Genomic DNA, 25,871 nt, shown 5'->3' with positions numbered 1-25,871 from the left:
CTCCGCATCACCGACACCCGACAACTCTCCGATCAGGAACCGGAGCCCCGGCATGACCGTCTGCCTGCTCCTGCTGAGCGTCGTCGCCCTGACCGCCGCCCTGCCGGCACCGCGCGCGCTGACCCGCGCCGCATGGCCCGAGCGGGAACCGGTGGTCGCGTTGTGGGTGTGGCAGTGCCTGGTCGCCACCGTGCTGCTGTGCTGCCTGGCCGCACTGGTCCTGGGTGCGGCGGCCGTCTTCCACACCGTCCGCGACCGGGTGTTCGCCCCCGCGCCGCCCTCCGTCACCGCCGCCTACGACCTCTCCTCCACACCGGTGTGGGCCACCGCCCTCACCATGCTGCTGGCGTGCGGGGCCGCCTGGACGACGGCGATGCTGGCCCGGGAACTGGTGGAGGCCCGCCGCAGCCGCGGCCAGGTCCGTGCGCAGCTCCGGGAGCGCGCCCCCGACCTGCCGGCCGGGCTTCCGGCGGCGCGCGGCCCGATGCTGGTGCTGGAGGACGAGTACCCGGACGCCTGGTGGATGCCGGGGCACCCGCCGCAGCTGGTCGTGACGACGGGAGCGCTGCAACGCCTCACCGATCACCAGCTGGACGCCGTCCTCACTCACGAACGCGGGCACGCGCGTGCCCATCACGACTGGCTGCTGCACCTGTCCACCGCGCTCGCCACGGGCTTCCCGCGCGTGCCGCTGTTCGCGCACTTCTGCGACCAGACGCACCGCCTGGTCGAGCTGGCCGCCGACGACGCCGCGTCCCGGCGCTGCGGGCACCTCACCACGGCCCTCGCCCTGATCGAGCTGAACCAGCACCGGGGCGTGCTGTCCTGCGCCTCCAGCCGGCGCCTCCTCGGCGAACGCGTGGACCGCCTGCTGGAGCCGCCGCCCCGGCTGCTGCGCCGGCACCGGGCCCTGACGACGACGGTGGCCGCGCTGGTGCCCCTGCTGCCCCTGCTGATCACGTTCGCCCCGGGCCTGACGGCACTGTCCTGAGCGGCCCGCCGGGTGGCGCATCTACCCGGCGGAACCGGCAGACGCGCAGCTCAGCGCCGTATCCCACGGTCCCTCAGGCGGCGCAACACTGCGGCAACACCACTTTCCCTACCCCATCGGTATGGTTCCAGCCATGCCAGCCACCGACCGTCCCCGCGACCATGCCGGTCAGGGCGCCGCGACCACCGTCGCCGCCCACCGCACGCGTCGTCGGCTGCGTGCGGACCGGGCCCGGCAACTCGCCGATCTGCTGCGCCACCAGATCCTCACCGGCGCCTTCCACGGCGGCCCCCTCCCCCACGAGTCGACCCTCGCCGCCGACTACCGCGCCTCCCGCAACACCGTCCGCCAGTCCCTGGACCTGCTGCGGGCCGAGGGCCTCGTGGAACGGCTGCCCGGTGTCGGCACCGTGGTCGTCGCCCGCAAATACCCGCACGGGCTCGACCGTCTGATGGGCCTCGCGGAAACCCTCCGCGAACACGGCCGCGTCACCAACGAGGTCCGCACCATGGGCCCCGCCCCCGCACCCGCCCCGGTGGCCGACCGCCTCCGCGTTCCCGCCGGCGCCGACGTCCTCTACATCGAACGCCTGCGCCGCCTGAACGGCCTGCCCCTCTCCCTCGACCTCACCTACATCCCGCTCGACCTCGGCACCGCCCTGCTCGGCGCCGACCTGGAGAACACCGATGTCTTCCGCCTGCTGGAAGCCATCACCGGCCAGCCCCTCGGCCACGCCGAGATCACCCTGGAGGCGGTGACGGCGGACGCCCACTCCGCCGCCGTCCTCCAGGCCCCGCGCGGCGCCGCCGTACTCATGCTGGAACGCCTCACCCACCTCGCCGACGGCCGCCCCGTCGACCTGGAGTTCATCCGCTTCCGCGGCGACCGCATCACCATGAGCGGCCTGCTCCACCGGTCGTAGCACACCCGCCGCACTCACCCCTGCCTGCACGTTTCCTGGAGACAGCCATGCCCTTGGCGCCCCAGCGGGCCGACGTGCCCGTGACCATCGACGAGTCGAAGTGCATCGACGGCTGCACCCTCTGCGTGGACATGTGCCCGCTGGACTCCCTCGCCATCGACGAGACCAGCGGCAAGGCGTACATGCACGTCGACGAGTGCTGGTACTGCGGCCCGTGCGCGGCCCGCTGCCCCACCGGAGCCGTCACCGTCAACATGCCCTACCTGCTCCGGTGAGAGGTACAACCACCATGAAACGAACCGCAGTTGCCGCATCCGCCGTCGCACTTCTGCTTCCCCTGTCCGCCTGCGGCGGCAGCGCGGAGGCGGGCAGCGGCTCCACGGTCACCGTGACCGTCGGCTACCAGTCCAAGACCATCAACACCGTCACCGCGGGCACCCTGCTGCGCTCCCTGGGCTCCTTCGAGAAGCAGCTCGACTCCCTGCACGACGGGCACACCTACAAGGTCGACTGGCAGGACTACGCCACCGGCGCCCCGATCACTGCCCAGATGACCGCCGGAAAGATCGACATCGGTTCGATGGGCGACTTCCCGCTGCTGCTCAACGCGGCGCGCGGAAAGCAGCTCGGACGCCCCACCCGCCTGGTCTCGGTGACCGGCTACAACCTGCGCGGCGGACTCAACACGGTCGTCACCGCGCCGGACGCCAAGCTCACCACCCTGAAGGACCTGACGGGCAAGAAGGTCTCCACGAGCATCGGGTCCGCCGCCGACGGCACGCTCGTACGGGCCCTGCAGCGTGCCGGCGTCGACCCGGACAAGGGCATCTCCAAACTCAACCAGCAGCCCGCCGTGGGCGCCTCGGCGCTCTCCTCGGGCGGCGTGGACGCCCTGTCGCAGTTCGTGGCGTGGCCGGGCCTGCTCGCCTACCAGGGCAAGGCGAAGGCGCTGTACGACGGCGCCGAGCTGAACCTGCCCACCTTCCACGGCGTCACCGCACGCGAGGACTTCACCCAGCGCCATCCGGCCGTTCTGGAGGCCTTCCTGAAGGCTCAGGCGGAGGCGACGGACTACCTCAACGCCCATCCCGTGGCCGCCGCCGAGAAGGTCGCCAAGGCCACCGGCCTGCCCGCCGAGGTCGTCTACCTCTACAACGGCGCCCACGGCATCGCCACCTTCGACCCGGCCGTCAAACCGCAACTCGTCTCCGCGCTGAAGCAGGACGTGTCCGTGCTGAAGGCCGCCAAACTGACCGGTGACATCGACGTGGACTCCTTCGTCGACGACCAGTACGTCAAGAAGGCCCTCGGCGCGTCCTACACCCGGCGGCTCGCCGCCCGACCCGCGCCGGCCGCCGGCGAGGTATGGCCCAAGGGCAGTGAGAAGACCGTCTCCTTCAAGTCGCCCAACGACCTGCTGACCTACGTGGCCGCGCACCAGGGCGGCATCCGCGCCGCCTACGTGCCGGACGCCACCACCGGCACTCTCTGGTTCGCCGACAAGGCGGTGTGGGTGGCCGACGGTGACCGCCTGCTGCCGTTCGTCGCCCCGTCAACGGCTCAGGCGTACGTCACCGCCCACGGCGGCGCCCGCACGGTGTCGTACCGCGAGGCCCTGGAGCATGCCTCATGACCCGGCATCCCCTGGCACGGTATGCGCTCCGGACGGGCTCCCTCGCCGCTCTTCTCGGGCTGTGGCAGGTGCTGACCAGCCTGAACGTCGATCTGTGGCTGCGCTTCTCGCAGTTCCCGACGGTCGCCGACGTGGCCCGCGCCTTCGCCGGCCGGCTCTCCGGCGGCGACTACTGGACCGATCTCACCGACAGCCTCACCCGCATCCTCACCGGATTCGCGCTGGCCGCCGTCCTCGGCGTGACGACCGGCGTGCTGGTGGCCCGCTCGCGCCTGGCCGAGGATCTGCTCGGTCCGGTCCTGGAGGTGATCCGCCCGATCCCGGCGATCGCCCTCGTCCCGGTCGCGATCCTGCTCTTCCCCTCCAACGAGCAGGGCATCGTCTTCATCACCTGCACCGCCGCCTTCTTCCCCGTCCTGGTCTCCACCCGGCACGCGGTCCGCGCGCTGCCGCCTGTCTGGGAGGAAGCGGTGCGCACCATGGGCGGCGGCCGGCTGCGGATCCTCGGTTCGGTCGTGCTGCCGGGTGCGCTGCCCGGCATCTTCGGCGGGCTGTCGGTCGGCATCGGTGTGTCGTGGATCTGCGTGATCTCCGCCGAGATGATCTCCGGCCAGTACGGGGTCGGCTACCGCACCTGGCAGGACTACACGGTGGTGAACTACCCGGGCGTCTTCGTCGGCATGGTCACCATCGGCGTCCTCGGCTGGGTCACCTCCACGGCCGTGGAACTCCTCGGACGGCGCCTGACCCACTGGCTGCCCCGCGCCTCGTACGTCCCCGCCGGCCGCACCCGCGCGCCCCGGCCCGTCACAGCCACCGTCCCCACCGACCGCGAGCCCGATCCCGAGCACCAGGCCCAGCGCGAGCAGCAGGGCGAGAAGGACACCGAGGAGGCCCGTGATGAGCACCTCGTCTGAGACCGTCGCCGCTCCCGTCGCGCCGGTTTCCGGGGCCGCCGTGCGCGGCACCCGGCTCACCTTCCGGGCCGCCACGCTCGGCCGTCCGGACGCGCCGGTGCTGTACGACGTCGACCTGGACGTCTCCCCCGGCGAGATCCTCACCGTCGTCGGCCCCTCCGGCTGCGGCAAGTCCACGCTGCTGCGCACGCTCGCCGGGCTGCTGTCTGCGCTGGGCGGCGCGGTGGAGGCGGACGGCGTCCCGCTGGCGGGGCCGTCGGCGGACCGTGCGCTGGTGTTCCAGGAGGACGCGCTGCTGCCCTGGCGCACCCTGCGCGGGAACGTCGAACTGCCGCTCGCCATCAGCGGCGTGCCGCGCGCGGAACGGCGTTCGCGCGCCGAGTCGTGGCTCGACCGGGTCGGACTCAGCCTGCAGGCCGGGCAGTTGCCGCACCGGGTGTCCGGCGGGCAGCGCCAGCGCGCCCAGTTGGCCCGCGCCTTGGCGGACAGTCCGCGTGCCCTCCTCATGGACGAGCCCTTCGGCGCCCTGGACGCCCAGACCCGCTCGGGCATGCAGGACCTGCTGGTCGAGGTGTTGCGCGGCACCGGCGCGACCGTCGTCTTCGTCACGCACGACGTGGACGAGGCCCTCTTCCTCGGCGACCGCGTGGCCCTGCTCGGTTCCGGCCGGGTGGCCGCCGTACGGGACGTCCCTGGGCCACGCGACCGCGGCGCCCTCGGCGATCCGGCCCGCGTGGCCCTGCGCCGCGACATCCTCTCCTCGCTCGGCTCCTGAAAGGCACCCCGGTGACCACGCCCGCGTCCACTTCCCTGGAGATTCCCGCCGTCACCGACGCCGAGGAGCTGACCTGTGACGTCCTCGTCGTCGGCGGCGGCACCGCCGGCACCATGGCCGCGCTGACCGCCGCCGAGCGCGGCGCGAGGGTCCTGCTGCTGGAGAAGGCCCACGTCCGCCACTCCGGCGCGCTCGCCATGGGCATGGACGGCGTCAACAACGCGGTCGTTCCCGGCCGCGCCGAACCCGACGACTACGTCGCCGAGATCACTCGCGCGAACGACGGCATCGTCGACCAGTCCACGGTCCGCCAGACCGCGACGCGCGGGTTCGCGATGGTCCAGCGGCTGGAGTCGTACGGGATCAAGTTCGAGAAGGACGAGCACGGAGAGTACGCGGTGCGCCAGGTGCATCGCTCCGGCTCGTACGTACTGCCGATGCCAGAGGGCAAGGATGTCAAAAAGGTCCTGTACCGGCAGCTGCGGCGGCGCGAGATGCGGGAGCGGATCCGGATCGAGAACCGGGTGATGCCGGTCCGGGTCCTGACCGCCGGGGGGCGGGCCGTGGGCGTCGTCGGCTTCCACACGCGCACCGGCGCCTTCGTCACCGTCCGCGCGGGCGCCGTGATCCTCGCGACCGGCGCCTGCGGCCGGCTCGGCCTGCCCGCCTCCGGCTACCTCTACGGCACCTACGAGAACCCCACCAACGCCGGTGACGGGTACGCCATGGCCTACCACGCGGGCGCCGAGCTGACCGGCATCGAGTGCTTCCAGATCAACCCGCTGATCAAGGACTACAACGGGCCGGCCTGCGCCTACGTCGCCAACCCCTTCGGCGGCTACCAGGTCAACCGGCACGGCGAGCGCTTCGTCGACTCCGACTACTGGTCGGGGCAGATGATGGCCGAGTTCGCCGCCGAGGTCGCCAGCGACCGCGGCCCGGTCTACCTCAAGCTCAGCCACCTCCCCGAGGAGTCGGTCTCCGCGCTGGAGTCGATCCTGCACTCCACCGAGCGGCCCACCCGCGGCACCTTCCACGCCGGCCGCGGGCACGACTACCGCACCCACGACGTCGAGATGCACATCTCCGAGATCGGCCTGTGCGGCGGCCACTCCGCCTCCGGTGTCCGCGTCGACGACCACGCCCGTACGACCGTCCCCCGTCTGTACGCCGCCGGCGACCTCGCCTGCGTCCCGCACAACTACATGATCGGCGCCTTCGTCTTCGGCGACCTCGCGGGCGCGGACGCCGCCCAGTACACGGCGTACGAGGGGGAGCTTCCCGGCGACCAGGTGGCCGAGGCGCACGAGCTGATCTACCGCCCGCTGCGCAACCCGGACGGCCCGCCGCAGCCCCAGGTCGAGTACAAACTGCGCCGCTTCGTGAACGACTACGTGGCACCGCCGAAGTCCGGCGCCCGGCTCTCCCTCGGCCTGGAGGCCTTCGAGCGGATGCGCGCCGACATCGCCGCCATGGGCGCCCGCACCCCGCACGAGCTGATGCGCTGCGCCGAGGTGACGTTCATCCGGGACTGCGCCGAGATGGCCGCCCGTGCCTCGCTCGCCCGCACCGAGTCCCGCTGGGGCCTCTACCACGACCGTCTCGACCACCCCGGCCGCGACGACGTGTCCTGGTTCCACCATCTCGATCTGCACAAGTCCCCCTCTGGTGCGATGGAGTTCACGGCTCGTCCCGTGGCTCCCTATCTGGTCCCGGTCGAGGAGTTCACGCCGGTCGGCGGTCCCTCCCGCCGCCTGGGCGAGGTCCGTGCCGAGGACGTGGCCACGGCCGGGCCGCGCGAGGCGGCACCGGTCGCCGGCGGACCGGTGTCCGTGCGCGCCACCGCCCCGGCCGACCGGGCCGGGACGCCCGGCACCGCATCGCCCCGGCTGCTGGAACTGCTGGAGCTGGCCGAGGCTCAACCCGAACTAGTCCTGCTGGAGCACTACTTGAGCGACTCCGACCCCGCCGTCCGCCGTACGGCGGTCTCGGTCCTCACCGAGACCGTGCCGCCCGGCACCGGACAGGCCCTGGCCGGTGCCCTCCTCGACCCCGATGCCGAGGTCCGTGCGACCGCCGCGGCCGCGCTGCGCGAACTGGTCGAGACCCTGCCGCCGGAACCCGCCCTGGGCACCGCCCTGACCGGGGCCCTCGCCGCCACCGACCCCGTGGTCCGGGCCGCCGCCCTCGACGTGCTGCGCGCGCTGCGGCTCGGCGAGGCCGGGCTGTTCGCGGCGGCGCTGGGCGACCCCGACGTCGCCGTCCGCACCGAGGCCGTACGGGCGCTCGTGTCCGTCGATGCGGTCCGGCCCCTCACGCGCGCCGCGGACGATCCGTCCCGGGAGGTCCGGGTCGCGGTGGCCAAGGCCCTGGCCGCCGTCGCCACCGAGTCCCTGGCCTCTGCCGACCGTGATCTGCCGGCCGCCACGCTGGGCCGGCTCACCGAGGACGGTGATCCGCTGGTTCGCGGCGCCGCGTTCGCCGCGCTGGCCGGTACCGGCTGCCCGGCGCCGCTCGCCGGGCGTGCCGTGGCCGCGCTGTCCGACCCGGCCTGGCAGGTGCGCGCGGGCGCCGCCACCGCGCTGTCGGTCGCCTCCGCCGAGACCGCGGTCCCCGCCCTCGCCAAGGCCCTGGCCGACTCGAACGCCGACGTCCGCAAGGCGGCGGTGCTGGCTCTGACCCGGCACCGGGCCGCCGAGGAGGCGCGTGCGGCGCTCGCCACGGCCACGGCCGACCCGGACGCGGACGTCAGGGCTTACGCGGCACGGGGTCTGTGACCGTCCCCCGCGTCCCCTCGGACGGGCTCGCTATATCCAGTCGTCCGGCTCCGGCTCCTGGTCGGGCTCCGGCCAGTCGGCGGCCGGCGTGTCGTCGGCGGCCGGGGCGGGTCCGTCCAGGGAGGCCAGCACGGCCAGCACGCCTTCTCCGTAGGTCGCCAGCTTCTTCTCGCCGACACCGCTGACCGTGCCCAGCTCGCGCACCGAGGCGGGCCGGCGGCTGACGATCTCCCGCAGGGTGGCGTCGTGGAAGATGACGTACGCCGGTACGCCCTGCTCGCGGGCCTGTTCGGCGCGCCAGGCGCGCAGCGCCTCGAAGGCGGGCAGGAGCTCGTCGGGCAGTTCCGCGGCGGCCGCCTTGGCCTTGCGGTCGCCGGAGGCGCCGGCCTGCCGCGACCGGGTGGCGGCCGGTTTCTTCGGCTCCTTGCGCAGCGGCACCTCGCGCTCGCCGCGCAGCACCGAGCCGCTCGCCTCGGTGAGCGCCAGGGTGCCGTACTCCCCCTCGACCGCGAGCAGCCCCTGCGCAAGCAGCTGCCGGATGACGCCGCGCCATTCGGCCTCGGTGAGGTCCTGGCCGATGCCGAAGACGGACAGCTGGTCGTGGTCGAACTGGATGACCTTGCCGGTGCGCTTGCCGAGCAGGATGTCGACGATCTGCACGGCGCCGAACTTCTGCCCGCGCTCGCGCTGCAGCCGTACCACGGTCGACAGCACCTTCTGCGCGGCGACCGTGCCGTCCCAGGTCTCCGGCGGGGTGCGGCAGGTGTCGCAGTTGCCGCAGGCCGCCGCGTCGGGGTCCTGGCCGAAGTAGGCGAGCAGCTGGCTGCGGCGGCACTGGGCCGTCTCGCACAGGGCGAGCATGGCGTCGAGGTGGGCGGAGGCCCGGCGGCGGAACGCCTCGTCGCCCTCGCCGGACTGGATCAGCTTGCGCTGCTGTATGACGTCGTTCAGGCCGTACGCCATCCAGGCCGTGGACGGCAGTCCGTCGCGGCCGGCGCGGCCGGTCTCCTGGTAGTAGCCCTCGATCGACTTGGGCAGGTCCAGGTGGGCGACGAACCGTACGTCCGGCTTGTCGATGCCCATGCCGAAGGCGATGGTCGCCACCACGACCAGGCCGTCCTCGCGCAGGAACCGGGACTGGTGGGCGGCGCGTGTGCCCGCGTCCAGGCCCGCGTGATACGGCACGGCCTCGATGCCGTTGGCGGTCAGGAACTCCGCCGTCCGCTCCACCGAGTTGCGCGACAGGCAGTAGACGATGCCGGCGTCGCCGGGGTGCTCCTGCCGGAGGAAGGCCAGGAGCTGCTTCCTGGGGTCGGCCTTGGGCACGATCCGGTACTGGATGTTGGGCCGGTCGAAGCTGGCGACGAAGTGGCGGGCCGTCGGCAGGTTGAGCCGCTGGGTGATCTCCTGGTGGGTGGCATGGGTGGCCGTGGCCGTGAGGGCGATCCGCGGGACGTCCGGCCAGCGCTCGCCGAGGAGGGAGAGGGTGAGGTAGTCGGGGCGGAAGTCGTGGCCCCACTGGGACACGCAGTGCGCCTCGTCGATCGCGAAGACGGAGATCTTGCCGCGCGAGAGCAGGTCGAGCGTGGCGTCCAGGCGCAGCCGCTCGGGTGCCAGGTACAGCAGGTCCAGCTCGCCGGCGAGGAACTCGGCCTCGACCATGCGCCGCTCGTCGAAGTCCTGCGTGGAGTTCATGAAGCCGGCGCGCACGCCGAGGGCGCGCAGGGCGTCCACCTGGTCCTGCATGAGGGCGATCAGCGGGGAGATCACCACGCCGGTGCCGGGTCTGACCAGGGCCGGGATCTGGTAGCACAGCGACTTGCCGCCGCCGGTGGGCATGAGGACGACGGCGTCGCCGCCCGCCACCACATGCTCGATGACGGCTTCCTGCTCGCCCCGGAAGGCGCCGTATCCGAAGACCCGGTGCAGTGTGGCCAGCGTCTCGCTGCCGGCCGTGTCCGGCCCTTCGGTCACCTGTGGCATCTCGCTGATCCCGCCCGTCGCACCCATCGTCCTGTCCCCCGCCGGTCCCCCGTGTGTCGTATCTCGACCGCTGCCTCCACCATAGGGGTCCGGACCGACAGCCTCGGAGTTATCCACAGGCTCGCGGACCTGCCGCGGGCAGCGCGACGGCCCGGCACCCCCCGAAGTGCCGGGCCGTCGTGCTGCCGGGAGGTGTCAGCGGACGAACACTCCCGCCTGGCTGGCCAGGTCCAGGAAGTACTGCGGGGCCACGCCGAGCACCAGCGTCACCGCGACGCCGACGGCGATCGCCATCATGGTCAGCGGGGACGGGACGGCCACGGTCGGGCCCTCCGGCCTGGGCTCGCTGAAGAACATCAGCACGATCACGCGGATGTAGAAGAACGCGGCGATCGCGGAGGAGATCACACCGATCACGACCAGCGGGGCCGCGCCGCCGTCCGCCGCCGCCTTGAACACGGCGAACTTCCCCGCGAAACCGGAGGTCAGCGGGATGCCGGCGAAGGCGAGGAGGAAGACGGCGAAGACGGCCGCGACCAGCGGGGAGCGGCGGCCCAGGCCCGCCCACTTCGACAGGTGGGTGGCCTCGCCGCCCGCGTCGCGCACCAGCGTGACCACCGCGAACGCGCCGATCGTCACGAAGGAGTAGCCGGCCAGGTAGAAGAGGACCGAGGAGACGCCGTCCTTGGAGGTGGCGATGACACCCGCGAGGATGAATCCGGCGTGCGCGATGGACGAGTACGCGAGCAACCGCTTGATGTCGGTCTGCGTGATCGCGACGATCGCGCCGCCGAGCATGGTGACGATCGCCACCGCCCACATGACCGGCCGCCAGTCCCAGCGCATCCCGGGCAGGACGACGTACAGCAGGCGCATCAGCGCGCCGAACGCGGCCACCTTCGTCGCCGCCGCCATGAAGCCGGTGACGGGCGTCGGCGCGCCCTGGTAGACGTCCGGCGTCCACATGTGGAACGGCACGGCGCCCACCTTGAACAGCAGGCCCATCACGATCAGGGCGCTGCCGAGCAGCAGCAGCGCGTCGTTGCCCATCGTGCCCGCGAGTGCCGGGTCGACGTTGGTGACCGTGCCGTCGACGACCTGGGCGATGCGCGCGTACGACACCGAGCCCGCGTAGCCGTACAGCAGGGCGATGCCGAACAGGGTGAACGCGGAGGCGAACCCGCCGAGCAGGAAGTACTTGACGGCGGCTTCCTGCGACATCAGCCGCTTGCGGCGGGCCAGTGCGCACAGCAGGTACAGCGGCAGGGAGAAGACTTCCAGGGCCACGAACAGGGTCAGCAGGTCGTTGGCCGAGGGGAACACCAGCATGCCGGAGATCGCGAAGAGCAGCAGCGGGAAGGCCTCGGTGGTGGTGAAACCGGCCTTCACCGCGGCCTTCTCGCTGTCGCTGCCGGGCACGGAGGCGGCCTGCGCGGCGAAGGAGTCGACGCGGTTGCCGTGCGCGGCCGGGTCCAGGCGCCGCTCGGCGAAGGTGAACAGGCCGACGAGTCCGGCCAGCAGGATCGTGCCCTGCAGGAACAGGGACGGGCCGTCGACCGCGATCGCCCCCATGGCCGCGATGTGCGCCTTGGTGGTGCCGTAGCCGTCGGCGGCCAGCGCGACCACCGCGGCGAACGCGGCGCACAGCGCGACGACGGACACGAACACCTGGGCGTAGTAGCGGGACCTGCGCGGGACGAACGCCTCGATCAGCACTCCGACCAGGGCCGCGCCGACGACGATCAGCGTCGGCGACAATTGTCCGTATTCGATCTTGGGTGCCGGGATCTTCGTGATCGGGTCGGCCGCGGTTGTCCACAGGCTGTGGACGGCTGTTGCGCTCACTTGGCCGCCTCCACCGAGGGCTTGGGGTCGGTCTTGTGTACGTCGGACATGGTCTGCTTGACCGCCGGGTTGACGATGTCCGTGACGGGCTTCGGATAGACGCCCAGGAAGATCAGCAGGACGATCAGCGGGGCGACGACCACCAGTTCCCGCACACGGAGGTCGGGCATCGCCGACACCTCGGGCTTCACCGGGCCCGTCATCGTCCGCTGGTACAGCACGAGGGTGTAGAGCGCGGCGAGGACGATGCCGAAGGTGGCGATGATGCCGATGACCGGGTAGCGCGCGAAGGTGCCGACCAGGACCAGGAACTCGCTCACGAACGGGGCGAGTCCGGGCAGCGAGAGGGTCGCGAGGCCGCCGATCAGGAAGGTGCCGGCGAGGACCGGGGCGACCTTCTGCACGCCTCCGTAGTCGGCGATGAGCCGCGAGCCGCGCCGGGAGATCAGGAAGCCGGCGACCAGCATCAGCGCGGCCGTGGAGATGCCGTGGTTGACCATGTAGAGGGTCGCGCCGGACTGGCCCTGGCTGGTCATCGCGAAGATGCCCATGATGATGAAGCCGAAGTGCGAGATCGACGCGTAGGCGACCAGGCGCTTGATGTCCCGCTGGCCGACGGCGAGCAGTGCGCCGTAGACGATGCTGATCAGCGCCAGGACCAGGATGACCGGCGTCGCCCACTTGCTGGCCTGCGGGAACAGCTGGAGGCAGAAGCGGAGCATCGCGAAGGTGCCCACCTTGTCGACGACCGCGGTGATGAGGACGGCGACCGGGGCGGTGGACTCCTGCATGGCGTTGGGCAGCCAGGTGTGCAGCGGCCACAGCGGCGCCTTCACCGCGAACGCGAAGAAGAAGCCGAGGAACAGCCAGCGTTCGGTGCTCGTCGCCATGTGCAGCGAGCCGTTGGCGCGGGCCTGCGCGATCTCCTGGAGGCTGAAGTTCCCGGCGACCACATAGAGGCCGATCACCGCGGCCAGCATGATCAGGCCGCCGACCAGGTTGTAGAGCAGGAACTTCACCGCCGCGTACGACCGCTGGGTCGAGGCCGCTGCCTCGCCCTGCGCGTGGGCGCGGTCTCCGAAGCCGCCGATGAGGAAGTACATCGGGATGAGCATGGCTTCGAAGAAGATGTAGAAGAGGAAGACGTCGGTGGATTCGAAGGAGATGAGCACCATCGCCTCGACGGCGAGGATGAGGGCGAAGAAGCCCTGGGTGGGCCGCCAGCGGCGGCTGCCCGTCTCCAGCGGGTCGGCGTCGTGCCAGCCCGCGAGGATGATGAACGGGATCAGGACGGCGGTCAGGGCGATCAGCGCCACCGCGATGCCGTCGACGCCCAGCTCGTAGCGCACGCCGAAGTTCTTGATCCAGGCGTGGGACTCGGTGAGCTGGTAGCGGGAGCCGCCCGGGTCGAAGCGGACCAGGACGACGATCGCCAGGGCGAGCGTGGCGAGCGAGACGAGCAGCGCCAGCCACTTCGCGGCGGTGCGCCGCGCGGCCGGTACGGCGGCCGTGGCGACGGCCCCTACGGCCGGGAGCGCCGCCGTCGCTGTCAGCAGAGGAAAGGACATCGGTATCAGACCGCCCTCATCAGCAGGGTGGCGGCGACCAGGAGTGCCGCACCGCCGAACATCGAGACCGCGTAGGAGCGGGCGAAGCCGTTCTGGATCCGGCGCAGCCGGCCGGACAGGCCGCCGAAGCCGGCCGCCGTGCCGTTGACGACGCCGTCGACCAGGGTGTGGTCGACGTACACCAGGGAGCGCGTGAGGTGTTCGCCGCCGCGCACCAGGACCACGTGGTTGAAGTCGTCCTGGAGCAGGTCGCGGCGGGCCGCGCGGGTGAGCAGCGAGCCGCGCGGGGCGACGGCGGGCACGGGCTTGCGGCCGTACTGGGCCCAGGCGATGCCGACGCCGATGACCAGGCAGACCATGGTCGCGGCGGTGACCGTCGCGGCGCCGACCGGGGAGTGGCCCTCACTGTGCCCGGTGACCGGCTCCAGCCAGTGCAGGAAGCGGTCGCCGATGCTGAAGAAGCCGCCGCCGAAGACCGAGCCGACGGCCAGCACGATCATCGGGATCGTCATGACCTTCGGGGACTCGTGCGGGTGCGGCTCGGCGTGCTCGCCCCGGTGCTCGGCGGCGGGCTCCGCGCTCGGGGCCTCCGGGGAGCGGGTGGGCTGGTCCTTCCAGCGCTCCTCGCCGAAGAACGTCATCAGCATCACGCGCGTCATGTAGAAGGCGGTGATGGCCGCGCCCAGCAGGGCCGCGCCGCCGAGGATCCAGCCCTCGGTGCCGCCCTTGGCGAACGCCGCCTCGATGATCTTGTCCTTGGAGAAGAAGCCGGACAGGCCCGGGAAGCCGATGATGGCGAGGTAGCCGAGGCCGAAGGTGATGAAGGTGACCGGCATGTACTTGCGCAGGCCGCCGTACTTGCGCATGTCGACCTCGTCGTTCATGCCGTGCATGACGGAGCCGGCGCCGAGGAACAGGCCGGCCTTGAAGAAGCCGTGCGTCACCAGGTGCATGATCGCGAAGACGTAGCCGATGGGGCCGAGGCCCGCGGCGAGCACCATGTAGCCGATCTGCGACATGGTCGAGCCGGCCAGTGCCTTCTTGATGTCGTCCTTGGCGCAACCGACGATCGCACCGAACAGGAGCGTGACCGCGCCGACCACGGTGACGGCGAGCTGCGCGTCGGGGGCGGCGTTGAAGATGGCTCCGGAGCGGACGATCAGGTACACGCCCGCGGTCACCATCGTCGCGGCGTGGATCAGGGCCGAGACCGGGGTCGGGCCCTCCATGGCGTCGCCGAGCCAGGACTGCAGCGGCACCTGGGCGGACTTGCCGCAGGCGGCCAGCAGCAGCATCAGGCCGATGGCGGTGAGCCTGCCCTCGGAGGTGTCGCCGGTGTGGCTGAGGACCGGGCCGAAGGCGAAGCTGCCGAAGGTGGTGAACATCAGCATGACCGCGATCGACAGGCCCATGTCGCCGACGCGGTTGACCAGGAAGGCCTTCTTCGCGGCCGTCGCGGCGCTGGGCTTGTGCTGCCAGAAGCCGATCAGCAGGTAGGAGGCGAGGCCGACGCCCTCCCAGCCGACGTACAGCAGCAGGTAGTTGTCGGCGAGGACGAGCAGCAGCATCGCCGCGAGGAACAGGTTCAGGTAGCCGAAGAAGCGGCGGCGCCGCTCGTCGTGCTCCATGTACCCGACCGAGTACAGGTGGATCAGCGAGCCGACGCCCGTGATGAGCAGGACGAACGTCATCGACAACTGGTCCAGGCGGAAGGTGACGTCCGCCTGGAAGCCGGCCACCGGCACCCAGCTGAACAGGTGCTGCGTCAGCGTCCGGTTGTCGGCGCCCTTGCCCAGCAGATCGGCGAAGAGGGCGAGACCGAAGGCGAAGGAGACGAACGACAGCAGCGTGCCGATCCAGTGGCCGACGGCGTCCAGCCGCCGGCCGCCGACCAGGAGGACGGCCGCTCCGAGCAGGGGCGCCGCGATGAGCAGCGCGATCAGGTTCTCCACGATTCTTCCGACCCCTTACAGCTTCATCAGGCTGGCGTCGTCGACCGAGGCCGAGTGGCGGGTGCGGAACAGCGACACGATGATCGCGAGGCCCACCACGACCTCCGCGGCGGCGACGACCATCGTGAAGAAGGCGATGATCTGGCCGTCGAGGTTGCCGTGCATCCGGGAGAAGGTGACGAACGCGAGGTTGCAGGCGTTCAGCATCAGCTCGATGCACATGAAGACCACGATGGCGTTGCGCCGGATCAGTACGCCGGTGGCGCCGATCGTGAACAGCAGGGCGGCGAGGTAGAGGTAGTTGACCGGGTTCACTTCGACGCCTCCTCGGGCCGCTTGAACGTCGCCGGTTCGATCGCCCTGCGCTCCAGGCGTTCCTCCGCGCGCTGCTCCAGCGCCCGCAGGTCGTTGAGCGCCTCGGCCGACACGTCACGGATCTGGCCGCGTTCGCGCAGCGTCTTGCTGACGGTCAGCTCGGACGGGGTGCCGTCGGGGAGCAGACCCGCGATGTCGACCGCGTTGTGCCGGGCGTAGACGCCCGGGGCGGGCAGCGGCGGTACGTACTTGCCGTCGCGGACGCGCTGTTCGGACAGCTCGCGCTGGGTCCTGGCGCGCTCGGTGCGCTCGCGGTGGGTGAGCACCATGGCGCCGACGGCGGCCGTGATGAGCAGGGCGCCGGTGATTTCGAAGGCGAAGACGTACTTGGTGAAGATGAGGGAGGCGAGGCCCTCCACATTGCCGTTGGCGTTCGCCTGGCCGGTGCCGGCGAACTCCTTCAGGGAGGCGTTGCCGATGCCGGCGAACAGCAGGACGCCGAAGCCGATCCCGCACACCAGGGCCAGCCAGCGCTGGCCCTTGATGGTCTCCTTCAGGGAGTCCGCGGCCGTGACGCCGACGAGCATCACCACGAACAGGAACAGCATCATGATCGCGCCGGTGTAGACGACGATCTGCACGATGCCCAGGAAGTAGGCGCCGTTGGCGAGGTAGAACACCGCCAGGACGATCATGGTTCCGGCGAGGCAGAGGGCGCTGTGCACGGCCTTCTTCATGAAGACGGTGCACAGGGCGCCGATCACCGCGACGGTGCCGAGGACCCAGAACTGGAAGGCCTCACCGGTGGAGGTGGTGTAGGCGGCGAGCTGCGCGGTCATCGGCCGATCACCTTCTCCGAGGCCGGCTCGTCCTCGCCGAAGGTGGACGCGGCCTCCTGCGGGACCTCGCCCTTGGACACGGCGACCTGGCGGACCGTGCCGGGCGCGGCCTGGGTCACCAGCCCCCGGTAGTAGTCCTGTTCGTCCGTCCCGGGGAAGATCGAGTGAGGCGTGTCGACCATGCCCTCTTCGAGGCCGGCGAGCAGCTGTTCCTTGGTGTAGATGAGGTTGGCGCGGCTGGAGTCGGCCAGTTCGAACTCGTTGGTCATCGTCAGCGCGCGCGTGGGGCACGCCTCGATGCACAGGCCGCACAGGATGCAGCGGGCGTAGTTGATCTGGTAGACGCGGCCGTACCGCTCGCCCGGCGAGTAGCGCTCCTCGTCGGTGTTGTCGGCGCCTTCCACGTAGATGGCGTCGGCGGGGCAGGCCCAGGCGCACAGCTCGCAGCCGACGCACTTCTCCAGGCCGTCCGGATGGCGGTTGAGCTGGTGCCGTCCGTGGAACCGCGGAGCCGTGGTCTTCTTCTGCTCCGGGTACTGCTCGGTCAGCCGCTTCTTGAACATGGCCTTGAAGGTCACGCCGAAGCCGGCCACGGGGTTCAGGAAACCGGGCTTGGTCTCCTTGGGCTCCTCAGCCATCGGACGCCTCCTTTCCCTCCGAAGATCCGTCACTGACAGTGTCCGACCCGCCACTGACAATCAGCTCGTGCGCGCGGCGCGGCCGGCGCCTCGGCACCGGCGGCAGCTCCTGTCCGGGCAGCGGCGGCACGGGGAACCCGCCCGCCATCGGGTCGAATCCGGCCTGCTCGGCGGCGGGCTGCTCGGCCGCCTTGGCCTTCTCGCGGAACATGTCGACGAGGTAGGAGATCACCACCAGGGCGAGGACCGCGCCGCCGACGGGCAGGGCGATGTCGGCGAAGTCGTAGTGCTCGTTGCGCAGGGCCCGCACGGTCGCCACCAGCATCAGCCAGGTCACGGAGACGGGGATCAGGACCTTCCAGCCGAGCCTCATCAGCTGGTCGTAGCGCACGCGGGGGAGCGTGCCGCGCAGCCAGATGAAGAAGAACAGCAGCAGCTGGACCTTGATCACGAACCAGAGCAGCGGCCACCAGCCGTGGTTCGCGCCCTCCCAGAAGGTGCTGATCGGCCAGGGTGCCCGCCAGCCGCCGAGGAACAGGGTGGTCGACACGGAGGAGACCGTCACCATGTTCACGTACTCGGCGAGCATGAACATCGCGAACTTGATGGACGAGTACTCGGTGTTGAAGCCGCCGACCAGGTCGCCCTCGGACTCCGGCATGTCGAAGGGGGCGCGGTTGGTCTCGCCGACCATCGTGACGATGTAGAGGATGAACGAGACCGGCAGCAGCAGGATGTACCAGCGGTCGTGCTGCTGCGCCACGATCGTGGACGTCGACATCGACCCGGAGTACAGGAACACCGAGGCGAACGCGGCGCCCATGGCGATCTCGTAGGAGATCATCTGCGCGCAGGAACGCAGGCCGCCGAGCAGCGGGTAGGTGGATCCGGAGCTCCAGCCCGCCAGCACGATGCCGTAGATGCCCACGGAGGCGATGGCGAGGATGTAGAGCATCGCGATCGGCAGGTCGGTGAGCTGCATCGCGGTGCGGTGGCCGAAGACCGAGATCTCGTTGTCGGCCGGACCGAAGGGGATCACCGCGATCGCCATGAAGGCCGGGATGGCCGCGACGATCGGCGCGAGGACGTAGACGACCTTGTCCGCGCGTTTGACGATGATGTCTTCCTTGAGCATCAGCTTCACGCCGTCGGCGAGCGACTGGAGCATGCCCCAGGGGCCGTGCCGGTTCGGGCCGATGCGCAGCTGCATCCAGGCGACGACCTTGCGCTCCCAGACGATGGAGAACAGCACGGTCACCATCAGGAAGGCGAAGCAGAACACGGCCTTGACGACGACCAGCCACCAGGGGTCGCGGCCGAACATCGAGAGGTCTTCAGCTGCGAGGTACGGGCTCATCCCTCCACCTCCTTGGGGGCCTGTTCGGCGGATGCCGCCGGGCCGATGCGGACGAGTGAGCCGGGTCGTGCCCCGGTGTCGGAGGCGACGCCCGCGCCGGCCGAGTTCAGCGGGAGCCAGACCACCCGGTCGGGCATCTCGGTGATCCGCAGCGGGAGTTCGACGACGCCGGCCGGGCCGGTGACGGCGAGGACCTCGCCGTCCTCGACTCCTGCTTCGGCCGCCGTGGCGGCGGACACGCGCGCGTGTGCGGCGTGCCGGGTGCCGGCGAGTGCCTCGTCGCCCTCCTGGAGGACGCCCTGGTCGAGCAGGAGCCTATGCCCGGCGAGCACGGCCTCCCCGGCGGCCGGGCGGGGCAGCGCGCCCGCGGTCTCGTGGGGGTCGAGGGCGCGCGGGCCCTCCCAGAGGCCGAGCCGGTCGATCTCCGCGCGCGTGGTGCGCAGATCGGGCAGGCCCAGGTGGACGTCCATGGCGTCGGCGAGCATCTGCAGCACGCGCGTGTCGGTCGGCGCGAGACGGCGGGTCATCTGGTCGGGCTTGAGGGCGGCCTCGAAGAACCGCACCCTGCCCTCCCAGTTGAGGAACGTGCCCGCCTTCTCCGCGGCCGCGGCGACCGGCAGGACGACGTCGGCGTGCTCGGTGACCTCGCTGGGCCGCAGCTCCAGCGACACCAGGAAGCCGACGCTGTCGAGCGCTTCACGCGCGCGTGCCGGGTCGGGCAGGTCGGCGACCTCGACCCCGGCGACCAGGAGTGCCGACAGTTCGCCGGTGGCGGCGGCCTCGATGATGTGGTGGGTGTCGCGGCCGTAGCGCCCCGGGAGTTCGGCGAGCCCCCAGACGGCGGCTACCTCCTCCCGCGCGCGCGGGTCGGTCGCCGGGCGGCCGCCCGGCAGCAGCGACGGCAACGCACCGACCTCGATGGCGCCCCGCTCACCGGCCCGGCGCGGGATCCACACCAGCTGGGCGCCGGTGGCGGTGGCGGCGCGTACGGCGGCGGTGAGGCCGCCGGCGACCGCGGCGAGCCGCTCGCCGACGACGATGACCGCGCCCTCGGTGCGCAGCGCCTCGGCGGCCAGCGTGCCGGGCTCCTCCAGGCCGACGCCGCTCGCGAGGGCGTCCAGCCACTCGGTCTCGGTGCCGGGCGCGGCCGGCAGCAGGGTGCCGCCCGCTTTCTCCAGGCCCCGGGTCGCGTGCGTGGCCAGCGCGAACACCTTCTGCTTGCGCTTGCGCCAAGCCTTGCGCAGCCGCAGGAAGACGCCGGGGGCCTCCTCCTCCGACTCGAAGCCGACGAGCAGCACGGCGGGCGCCTTCTCCAGGGCGGTGTACGTGACGCCCGTACCGTCGAGGTCGCGGCCGCGGCCGGCCACCCGGGAGGCGAGGAAGTCGGCCTCCTCGCCGCTGTGCACGCGCGCGCGGAAGTCGATGTCGTTGGTGTCGAGCGCCACGCGCGCGAACTTGCTGTAGGCGTAGGCGTCCTCGACGGTCAGCCGGCCGCCGATGAGGACACCGGCCCGCGAGCGGGCGGCGGCGAGTCCGCGCGCGGCCGCCTCCAGGGCTTCCGGCCAGGAGGCGGGCTCCAGGACGCCGTCGGCGTTGCGGACGAGCGGGGTGTCGAGGCGGTCCTTGAGCTGCCCGTACCGGAACGCGAAGCGTCCCTTGTCGCAGATCCACTCCTCGTTGACCTCGGGGTCGTTCTCGGCGAGCCGCCGCATGACCTTGCCGCGCCGGTGGTCGGTGCGGATGGCGCAGCCGCCCGCGCAGTGCTCGCACACCGACGGCGAGGAGATCAGGTCGAAGGGGCGGGAGCGGAAACGATAGGCCGCGGAGGTGAGCGCGCCGACCGGGCAGATCTGGATCGTGTTGCCGGAGAAGTACGACTCGAAGGGGTCGCCCTCGCCGGTGCCGACCTGCTGGAGCGCGCCCCGCTCGAGCAGCTCGATCATCGGGTCGCCCGCGATCTGGTTGGAGAACCGGGTGCAGCGGGCGCACAGCACGCACCGCTCGCGGTCGAGCAGCACCTGGGTGGAGATCGGCACCGGCTTTTCGTAGGTGCGCTTCTTGCCGTCGAAGCGGGACTCGGCGTTGCCGTGCGACATCGCCTGGTTCTGCAGCGGGCATTCGCCGCCCTTGTCGCAGACCGGGCAGTCCAGCGGGTGGTTGATGAGCAGCAGCTCCATCACACCCTTCTGGGCCTTCTCCGCGACCGGGGAGGTGAGCTGTGTCTTCACCACCATGCCGTCGGTGCAGGTGATGGTGCAGGACGCCATCGGCTTGCGCTGGCCCTCGACCTCGACGATGCACTGACGGCAGGCGCCGGCGGGGTCGAGCAGGGGGTGGTCGCAGAACCGGGGGACCTCGATGCCGAGCTGTTCGGCGGCCCGGATGACCAGGGTGCCCTTGGGCACACTGATCTCGATGCCGTCGATCGTCAGCGTGACGAGGTCTTCCGGCGGGACCGCCGCCTCTCCCCCACCTGTGGGAGCACTGGTGGTCACGGTCATGCGTTCACCTCCGGGCGGTCCGCCCAGGCCGTCGACTTGGCCGGGTCGAAGGGGCAGCCCCGGCCCGTGATGTGCTGCTCGTACTCCTCGTGGAAGTACTTCAGCGAGGAGAAGATCGGGGACGCGGCGCCGTCGCCGAGGGCGCAGAAGGACTTGCCGTTGATGTTGTCGGCGATGTCGGCGAGCTTGTCGAGGTCGGCCATGGTGCCCTTGCCGGCCTCGATGTCCCGCAGCAACTGCACCAGCCAGTACGTCCCTTCGCGGCAGGGCGTGCACTTGCCGCAGGACTCGTGGGCGTAGAACTCGGTCCAGCGGGTCACCGCGCGCACCACGCAGGTCGTCTCGTCGAAGCACTGCAGGGCCTTGGTGCCGAGCATGGAGCCCGCGGCGCCCACTCCTTCGTAATCGAGGGGGACGTCGAGGTGTTCGTCGGTGAACATCGGCGTCGAGGAGCCGCCCGGCGTCCAGAACTTCAGCCGGTGGCCGGGCCGCATGCCGCCGCTCATGTCGAGCAGCTGGCGCAGCGTGATGCCGAGCGGGGCCTCGTACTGGCCGGGGGCGGCGACGTGGCCGCTGAGCGAGTAGAGCGTGAAGCCCGGGGACTTCTCGCTGCCCATCGACCTGAACCAGTCCTTGCCGTTTTTCAGGATCGCGGGAACCGACGCGATCGACTCGACGTTGTTCACAACAGTCGGACAGGCATAGAGGCCTTCCACCGCAGGGAAGGGGGGACGCAGCCGCGGTTGACCACGGCGGCCTTCGAGCGAGTCCAGCAGCGCGGTCTCCTCACCGCAGATGTACGCGCCGGCGCCGGCGTGCACGGTGAGGGTCAGGTCGAGTCCGCTGCCCAGGATGTTCTCGCCGAGGTAGCCCGCCGCGTAGGCCTCGCGCACGGCCTCGTGCAACCGCCGCAGAACGGGGACGACTTCGCCACGCAGATAGATGAAGGCATGCGACGACCTGATGGCATAGCACGCGATCACAATGCCCTCGATGAGGCTGTGCGGGTTCGCGAAGAGGAGCGGGATGTCCTTGCAGGTGCCCGGCTCCGACTCGTCGGCGTTGACAACTAGATAGTGCGGTTTTCCATCACCCTGCGGAATGAACTGCCACTTCATTCCGGTCGGGAATCCCGCGCCGCCGCGGCCGCGCAGACCTGAGTCCTTGACGTACGCGATCACGTCGTCCGGTGACATGGCGAGCGCCTTGCGGAGCCCCTCGTACCCCTCGTGCCTCCGGTAGACGTCCAGTGTCCAGGACCGGTCCTCGTCCCAGAAGGCCGACAGCACGGGTGCGAGCAGCTTCTCGGGGCTCGTGTCCTTGACCTCGGGTACCACGGTCATCACTCCCCCTCCTCGGCGGTAGGCCCTGCCGGGTGGGCGGGGTCGGAGGCCGATGTCTCCTGCGGCGCGTCATGGGAGCTGAGGTGCTCGGACGGCGACGGTTCGTGCACCCTGTCCTGCGGCTCCTCATGCGGACCTCCGCGCGGATGGACCACGCGCGCGGGTGCGGCCTCTCCCTTCGCCAGGCGAAGGCCCACCAGCGACGCGGGTCCCGCACTGCCGCCCTCCTCGACGGCCCCGGGCCGCTCGTCGGGGAAGCCGGCCAGGATCCGCGCGGTCTCCTTGAACGTGCACAGCCGCGCCCCGCGCGTGGGCTGTACGGGCCGTCCCGCGCGCAGGTCGTCGACCAGGCGCTTGGCGGCGGCGGGCGTCTGGTTGTCGAAGAACTCCCAGTTGACCATCACGACCGGCGCGTAGTCGCAGGCCGCGTTGCACTCGATGTGCTCCAGGGTGACCTTGCCGTCGTCGGTGGTCTCGCCGTTGCCGACGCCCAGGTGCTCCTGGAGGGCTTCGAAGATCGCGTCTCCGCCCATCACCGCGCACAGCGTGTTGGTGCACACGCCGACCTGGTAGTCACCGGACGGCTTGCGCCGGTACATGGTGTAGAAGGTGGCGACGGCGGTGACCTCGGCCGTGGTCAGGTTCAGCATGTCCGCGCAGAACTGCATTCCGGTGCGCGTGACATGGCCCTCCTCCGACTGCACGAGGTGGAGCAGCGGAAGCAGGGCGGACCGGGAGTCCGGGTAGCGGGCGATGATCTCGCGCGCGTCCGCCTCCAGCCGGGCCCGGACGTCGTCCGGATACGCGGGTGCGGGCAGTTCGGGCATGCCCAGGCTGACGCCCCGCTCCGAAGAAGAGGTGGTCACCGGTCGACGCCTCCCATCACGGGGTCGATGGACGCGACGGCGACGATGACGTCGGCGACCTGGCCGCCTTCGCACATGGCCGCCATGGCCTGCAGGTTGGTGAAGGACGGGTCGCGGAAGTGGACCCGGTAGGGGCGGGTGCCGCCGTCGGAGACGGCGTGCACGCCGAGCTCGCCCTTGGGGGACTCGACGGCCGCGTACGCCTGTCCCGGCGGGACGCGGAAGCCCTCGGTGACGAGCTTGAAGTGGTGGATCAGGGCCTCCATGGAGGTGCCCATGATCTTCTTGATGTGGTCGAGGGAGTTGCCGAGTCCGTCTGGGCCCAGGGCGAGCTGGGCGGGCCAGGCGATCTTCTTGTCGGCGACCATGACGGGGCCGGGCTGGAGCCGGTCCAGGCACTGCTCGATGATCCTGAGCGACTGCCGCATCTCCTCCAGGCGGACCAGGAAACGGCCGTAGGCGTCGCAACTGTCGGCGGTCGGGATCTCGAAGTCGTACGTCTCGTAGTCGCAGTACGGCTGTGCCTTGCGCAGGTCGTGCGGCAGGCCGGTGGAGCGCAGGATCGGGCCGGTGGCGCCGAGGGCCATGCAGCCGGCCAGGTCCAGGTAGCCGATGTCCTGCATGCGGGCCTTGAAGATGGGGTTCCCGGTGGCGAGCTTGTCGTACTCCGGGAGGTTCTTCTTCATCTTCTTCACGAACTCGCGGATCTGGTCCACGGCGCCGGGCGGCAGGTCCTGGGCGAGTCCGCCGGGGCGGATGTACGCGTGGTTCATCCGAAGGCCCGTGATGAGCTCGTAGAGGTCGAGAATCATTTCACGATCACGGAAGCCGTAGATCATGATCGTGGTGGCGCCGAGCTCCATGCCGCCGGTGGCGATGCACACCAGGTGGGAGGACATCCGGTTCAGCTCCATCAGGAGCACCCGGATGATCTTGGCGCGTTCGGTGATGTCGTCCTCGATGCCGAGGAGTTTCTCGACGGCGAGGCAGTAGGCGGTCTCGTTGAAGAAGGACGTCAGGTAGTCCATGCGCGTGACGAAGGTGGTGCCCTGCGTCCACGTGCGGTACTCGAGGTTCTTCTCGATGCCGGTGTGCAGATAGCCGATGCCGCAGCGGGCCTCGGTGACCGTCTCGCCCTCGATCTCGAGGATCAGGCGGAGCACTCCGTGGGTGGAGGGGTGCTGGGGACCCATGTTGACGACGATGCGTTCGTCGTCGGCGCGGGTCGCGGACTGGACGACCTCGTCCCAGTCGCCACCGGTGACCGTGTAGACGGTGCCCTCGGTGGTCTCGCGCGCCGACGCGGCGGATGCTGACTGCGTGCTCACGAGTACGACCTCCGCTGGTCCGGAGCCGGGATCTGGGCGCCCTTGTACTCGACGGGGATGCCGCCGAGGGGGTAGTCCTTGCGCTGCGGGTGGCCCTGCCAGTCGTCCGGCATCATGATCCGCGTCAGGGCCGGGTGACCGTCGAAGACGATTCCGAAGAAGTCGTACGTCTCGCGCTCGTGCCAGTCGTTCGTCGGATAGACGGAGACCAGCGACGGGATGTGCGGGTCGGCGTCGGGGGCGCTGACTTCGAGGCGGACCAGCCGGTTGTGGGTGATCGAGCGCAGGTGGTAGACGGCGTGCAGCTCGCGTCCCTTGTCGTGCGGGTAGTGGACGCCGCTGACGCCGGTGCACAGCTCGAAGCGCAGGGCCGGGTCGTCGCGCAGGGTCCGGGCGACGCGGACCAGGTGCTCGCGCTCGATGTGGAAGGTCAGCTCGTCGCGGTCGACGACCGTCTTCTCGATGGCGTTGCCGGGGAGGAGTCCCTGTTCCTCCAGGGCGCCTTCCAGTTCGTCGGCGACCTCGTCGAACCAGCCGCCGTAGGGACGGCTCGCCGGTCCCGGGAGTCGGACCGAGCGGACCAGGCCGCCGTAGCCGGAGGTGTCGCCGCCGTTGTTGGCGCCGAACATGCCGCGCTGGACGCGGATCTCCTCGCCGCCCTGGCCGCGCTGGCCGGGGAGGTTGGAAGCGGAGAGGTCCTTCTCGGGGTTCACCCCGTTCGCGGACCCGTTCACGCCGTGCGTGCCGTTGCCGTTCGCGTCGCTCACCGCAGCAGCCCCTTCATCTCGATCGTGGGCAGGGCCTTGAGCGCCGCCTCCTCCGCCTCGCGGGCCGCCTCCTCGGCGTTGACGCCGAGCTTGGAGGACTGGATCTTCTGGTGGAGCTTGAGGATGGCGTCCATCAGCATCTCGGGGCGGGGCGGGCAGCCCGGCAGGTAGATGTCGACCGGGACGATGTGGTCGACGCCCTGGACGATCGCGTAGTTGTTGAACATGCCGCCCGAGGAGGCGCAGACGCCCATGGAGATCACCCACTTGGGGTTGGGCATCTGGTCGTAGACCTGCCGGAGCACCGGCGCCATCTTCTGGCTGACCCGGCCGGCGACGATCATCAGGTCGGCCTGGCGCGGTGAGCCGCGGAAGACCTCCATGCCGAAGCGCGCCAGGTCGTAACGGCCGGCGCCGGTGGTCATCATCTCGATGGCGCAGCAGGCGAGGCCGAAGGTCGCGGGGAAGACGGACGCCTTGCGCACCCAGCCCGCGGCCTGCTCGACGGTGGTCAGCAGGAAGCCGCTCGGCAGCTTTTCTTCGAGTCCCATGTC

General features: G+C 70.8%; 21 protein-coding genes. 7 read left to right on the top strand and 14 right to left on the bottom strand.

The genetic code is table 11. From position 1 onward, the window contains the following. The first annotated feature begins 52 nt into the window (after positions 1-52). The 7 genes from AB0950_RS33975 to AB0950_RS33945 all read left to right on the top strand — a co-directional run bounded on the left by AB0950_RS33975 (position 53) and on the right by AB0950_RS33945 (position 8,015). The gene (locus tag AB0950_RS33975; RefSeq protein ID WP_360159574.1) at positions 53-991 is read left to right on the top strand and encodes a M56 family metallopeptidase; all 939 of its coding nucleotides are present in this window, start codon (positions 53-55) and stop codon (positions 989-991) included. 133 nt (positions 992-1,124) lie between these two features. Next, the gene (locus AB0950_RS33970; protein ID WP_360159572.1) at positions 1,125-1,913 is read left to right on the top strand and encodes a GntR family transcriptional regulator; all 789 of its coding nucleotides are present in this window, start codon (positions 1,125-1,127) and stop codon (positions 1,911-1,913) included. 47 nt (positions 1,914-1,960) lie between these two features. Further along, positions 1,961-2,188, top strand: a complete 228-nt coding sequence (locus AB0950_RS33965) for a ferredoxin family protein (RefSeq protein ID WP_067119265.1) — start codon at positions 1,961-1,963, stop codon at positions 2,186-2,188. A gap of 14 nt (positions 2,189-2,202) precedes the next feature. After that, complete coding sequence (locus AB0950_RS33960) at positions 2,203-3,546, top strand: ABC transporter substrate-binding protein (protein WP_366780144.1); 1,344 nt, start codon at positions 2,203-2,205, stop codon at positions 3,544-3,546. After that, complete coding sequence (locus AB0950_RS33955; protein ID WP_366780143.1) at positions 3,543-4,463, top strand: ABC transporter permease; 921 nt, start codon at positions 3,543-3,545, stop codon at positions 4,461-4,463. Before AB0950_RS33960 ends, AB0950_RS33955 begins: the two co-directional genes overlap by 4 nt. Then, the gene (locus AB0950_RS33950) at positions 4,447-5,238 is read left to right on the top strand and encodes an ABC transporter ATP-binding protein (protein ID WP_366780142.1); all 792 of its coding nucleotides are present in this window, start codon (positions 4,447-4,449) and stop codon (positions 5,236-5,238) included. The genes AB0950_RS33955 and AB0950_RS33950 overlap by 17 nt, the downstream gene beginning before the upstream one ends. Positions 5,239-5,249: 11 nt before the next feature. Next, positions 5,250-8,015, top strand: a complete 2,766-nt coding sequence (locus tag AB0950_RS33945; protein ID WP_366780141.1) for a fumarate reductase/succinate dehydrogenase flavoprotein subunit — start codon at positions 5,250-5,252, stop codon at positions 8,013-8,015. Positions 8,016-8,045: 30 nt separating this feature from the next. Here AB0950_RS33945 and recQ read toward each other — a convergent pair whose 3' ends face one another. The 14 genes from recQ to AB0950_RS33875 form a co-directional block, all read right to left on the bottom strand. Then, the gene (gene recQ / locus AB0950_RS33940) at positions 8,046-10,025 is read right to left on the bottom strand and encodes a DNA helicase RecQ (RefSeq protein WP_366780140.1); all 1,980 of its coding nucleotides are present in this window, start codon (positions 10,023-10,025) and stop codon (positions 8,046-8,048) included. Between the two features lie 168 nt (positions 10,026-10,193). Further along, positions 10,194-11,843, bottom strand: coding sequence for an NADH-quinone oxidoreductase subunit NuoN (gene nuoN, locus AB0950_RS33935; RefSeq protein ID WP_366780139.1), 1,650 nt, complete (start codon positions 11,841-11,843; stop codon positions 10,194-10,196). Continuing rightward, a complete protein-coding gene (locus AB0950_RS33930; protein WP_366780138.1) occupies positions 11,840-13,411 on the bottom strand; it encodes an NADH-quinone oxidoreductase subunit M in 1,572 nt (523 codons plus the stop codon). Before AB0950_RS33930 ends, nuoN begins: the two co-directional genes overlap by 4 nt. Positions 13,412-13,416: 5 nt before the next feature. After that, positions 13,417-15,363: an NADH-quinone oxidoreductase subunit L gene (gene nuoL, locus AB0950_RS33925; RefSeq protein ID WP_366780137.1), complete on the bottom strand. Its 1,947-nt coding sequence runs from the start codon at positions 15,361-15,363 to the stop codon at positions 13,417-13,419. 15 nt (positions 15,364-15,378) lie between these two features. Further along, positions 15,379-15,678 carry an NADH-quinone oxidoreductase subunit NuoK gene (gene nuoK, locus AB0950_RS33920; RefSeq protein WP_023547474.1) on the bottom strand — a complete coding sequence of 100 codons (300 nt, stop codon included), beginning with the start codon at positions 15,676-15,678 and terminating at the stop codon, positions 15,379-15,381. Then, positions 15,675-16,517: an NADH-quinone oxidoreductase subunit J gene (locus AB0950_RS33915; protein WP_330338403.1), complete on the bottom strand. Its 843-nt coding sequence runs from the start codon at positions 16,515-16,517 to the stop codon at positions 15,675-15,677. Before AB0950_RS33915 ends, nuoK begins: the two co-directional genes overlap by 4 nt. Next, positions 16,514-17,155, bottom strand: coding sequence for an NADH-quinone oxidoreductase subunit NuoI (gene nuoI, locus AB0950_RS33910; RefSeq protein ID WP_360159552.1), 642 nt, complete (start codon positions 17,153-17,155; stop codon positions 16,514-16,516). Before nuoI ends, AB0950_RS33915 begins: the two co-directional genes overlap by 4 nt. Beyond that, positions 17,148-18,512, bottom strand: a complete 1,365-nt coding sequence (nuoH, locus tag AB0950_RS33905) for an NADH-quinone oxidoreductase subunit NuoH (RefSeq protein WP_360159550.1) — start codon at positions 18,510-18,512, stop codon at positions 17,148-17,150. The genes nuoI and nuoH overlap by 8 nt, the downstream gene beginning before the upstream one ends. After that, positions 18,509-21,013: an NADH-quinone oxidoreductase subunit G gene (locus AB0950_RS33900; protein ID WP_366780136.1), complete on the bottom strand. Its 2,505-nt coding sequence runs from the start codon at positions 21,011-21,013 to the stop codon at positions 18,509-18,511. The genes nuoH and AB0950_RS33900 overlap by 4 nt, the downstream gene beginning before the upstream one ends. Further along, on the bottom strand, positions 21,010-22,359 hold the full coding sequence (gene nuoF / locus AB0950_RS33895) for an NADH-quinone oxidoreductase subunit NuoF (RefSeq protein WP_366780135.1): 1,350 nt from the start codon (positions 22,357-22,359) through the stop codon (positions 21,010-21,012). Before nuoF ends, AB0950_RS33900 begins: the two co-directional genes overlap by 4 nt. After that, complete coding sequence (nuoE, locus tag AB0950_RS33890) at positions 22,356-23,222, bottom strand: NADH-quinone oxidoreductase subunit NuoE (protein WP_360159544.1); 867 nt, start codon at positions 23,220-23,222, stop codon at positions 22,356-22,358. The genes nuoF and nuoE overlap by 4 nt, the downstream gene beginning before the upstream one ends. Continuing rightward, positions 23,219-24,550 (bottom strand): NADH-quinone oxidoreductase subunit D, encoded by a 1,332-nt coding sequence (locus AB0950_RS33885; RefSeq protein WP_360159542.1) that lies wholly within the window; start codon positions 24,548-24,550, stop codon positions 23,219-23,221. Before AB0950_RS33885 ends, nuoE begins: the two co-directional genes overlap by 4 nt. After that, a complete protein-coding gene (locus AB0950_RS33880; RefSeq protein WP_360159540.1) occupies positions 24,547-25,317 on the bottom strand; it encodes an NADH-quinone oxidoreductase subunit C in 771 nt (256 codons plus the stop codon). Before AB0950_RS33880 ends, AB0950_RS33885 begins: the two co-directional genes overlap by 4 nt. After that, positions 25,314-25,868 (bottom strand): NADH-quinone oxidoreductase subunit B family protein, encoded by a 555-nt coding sequence (locus tag AB0950_RS33875; protein ID WP_007383964.1) that lies wholly within the window; start codon positions 25,866-25,868, stop codon positions 25,314-25,316. The genes AB0950_RS33880 and AB0950_RS33875 overlap by 4 nt, the downstream gene beginning before the upstream one ends. Positions 25,869-25,871: the final 3 nt, after the last annotated feature.

The organism is Streptomyces sp. NPDC007189 (assembly GCF_040703635.1).
Lineage (GTDB): Bacteria > Actinomycetota > Actinomycetes > Streptomycetales > Streptomycetaceae > Streptomyces.
This window is presented reverse-complemented; position numbering and strand designations above follow the sequence as displayed.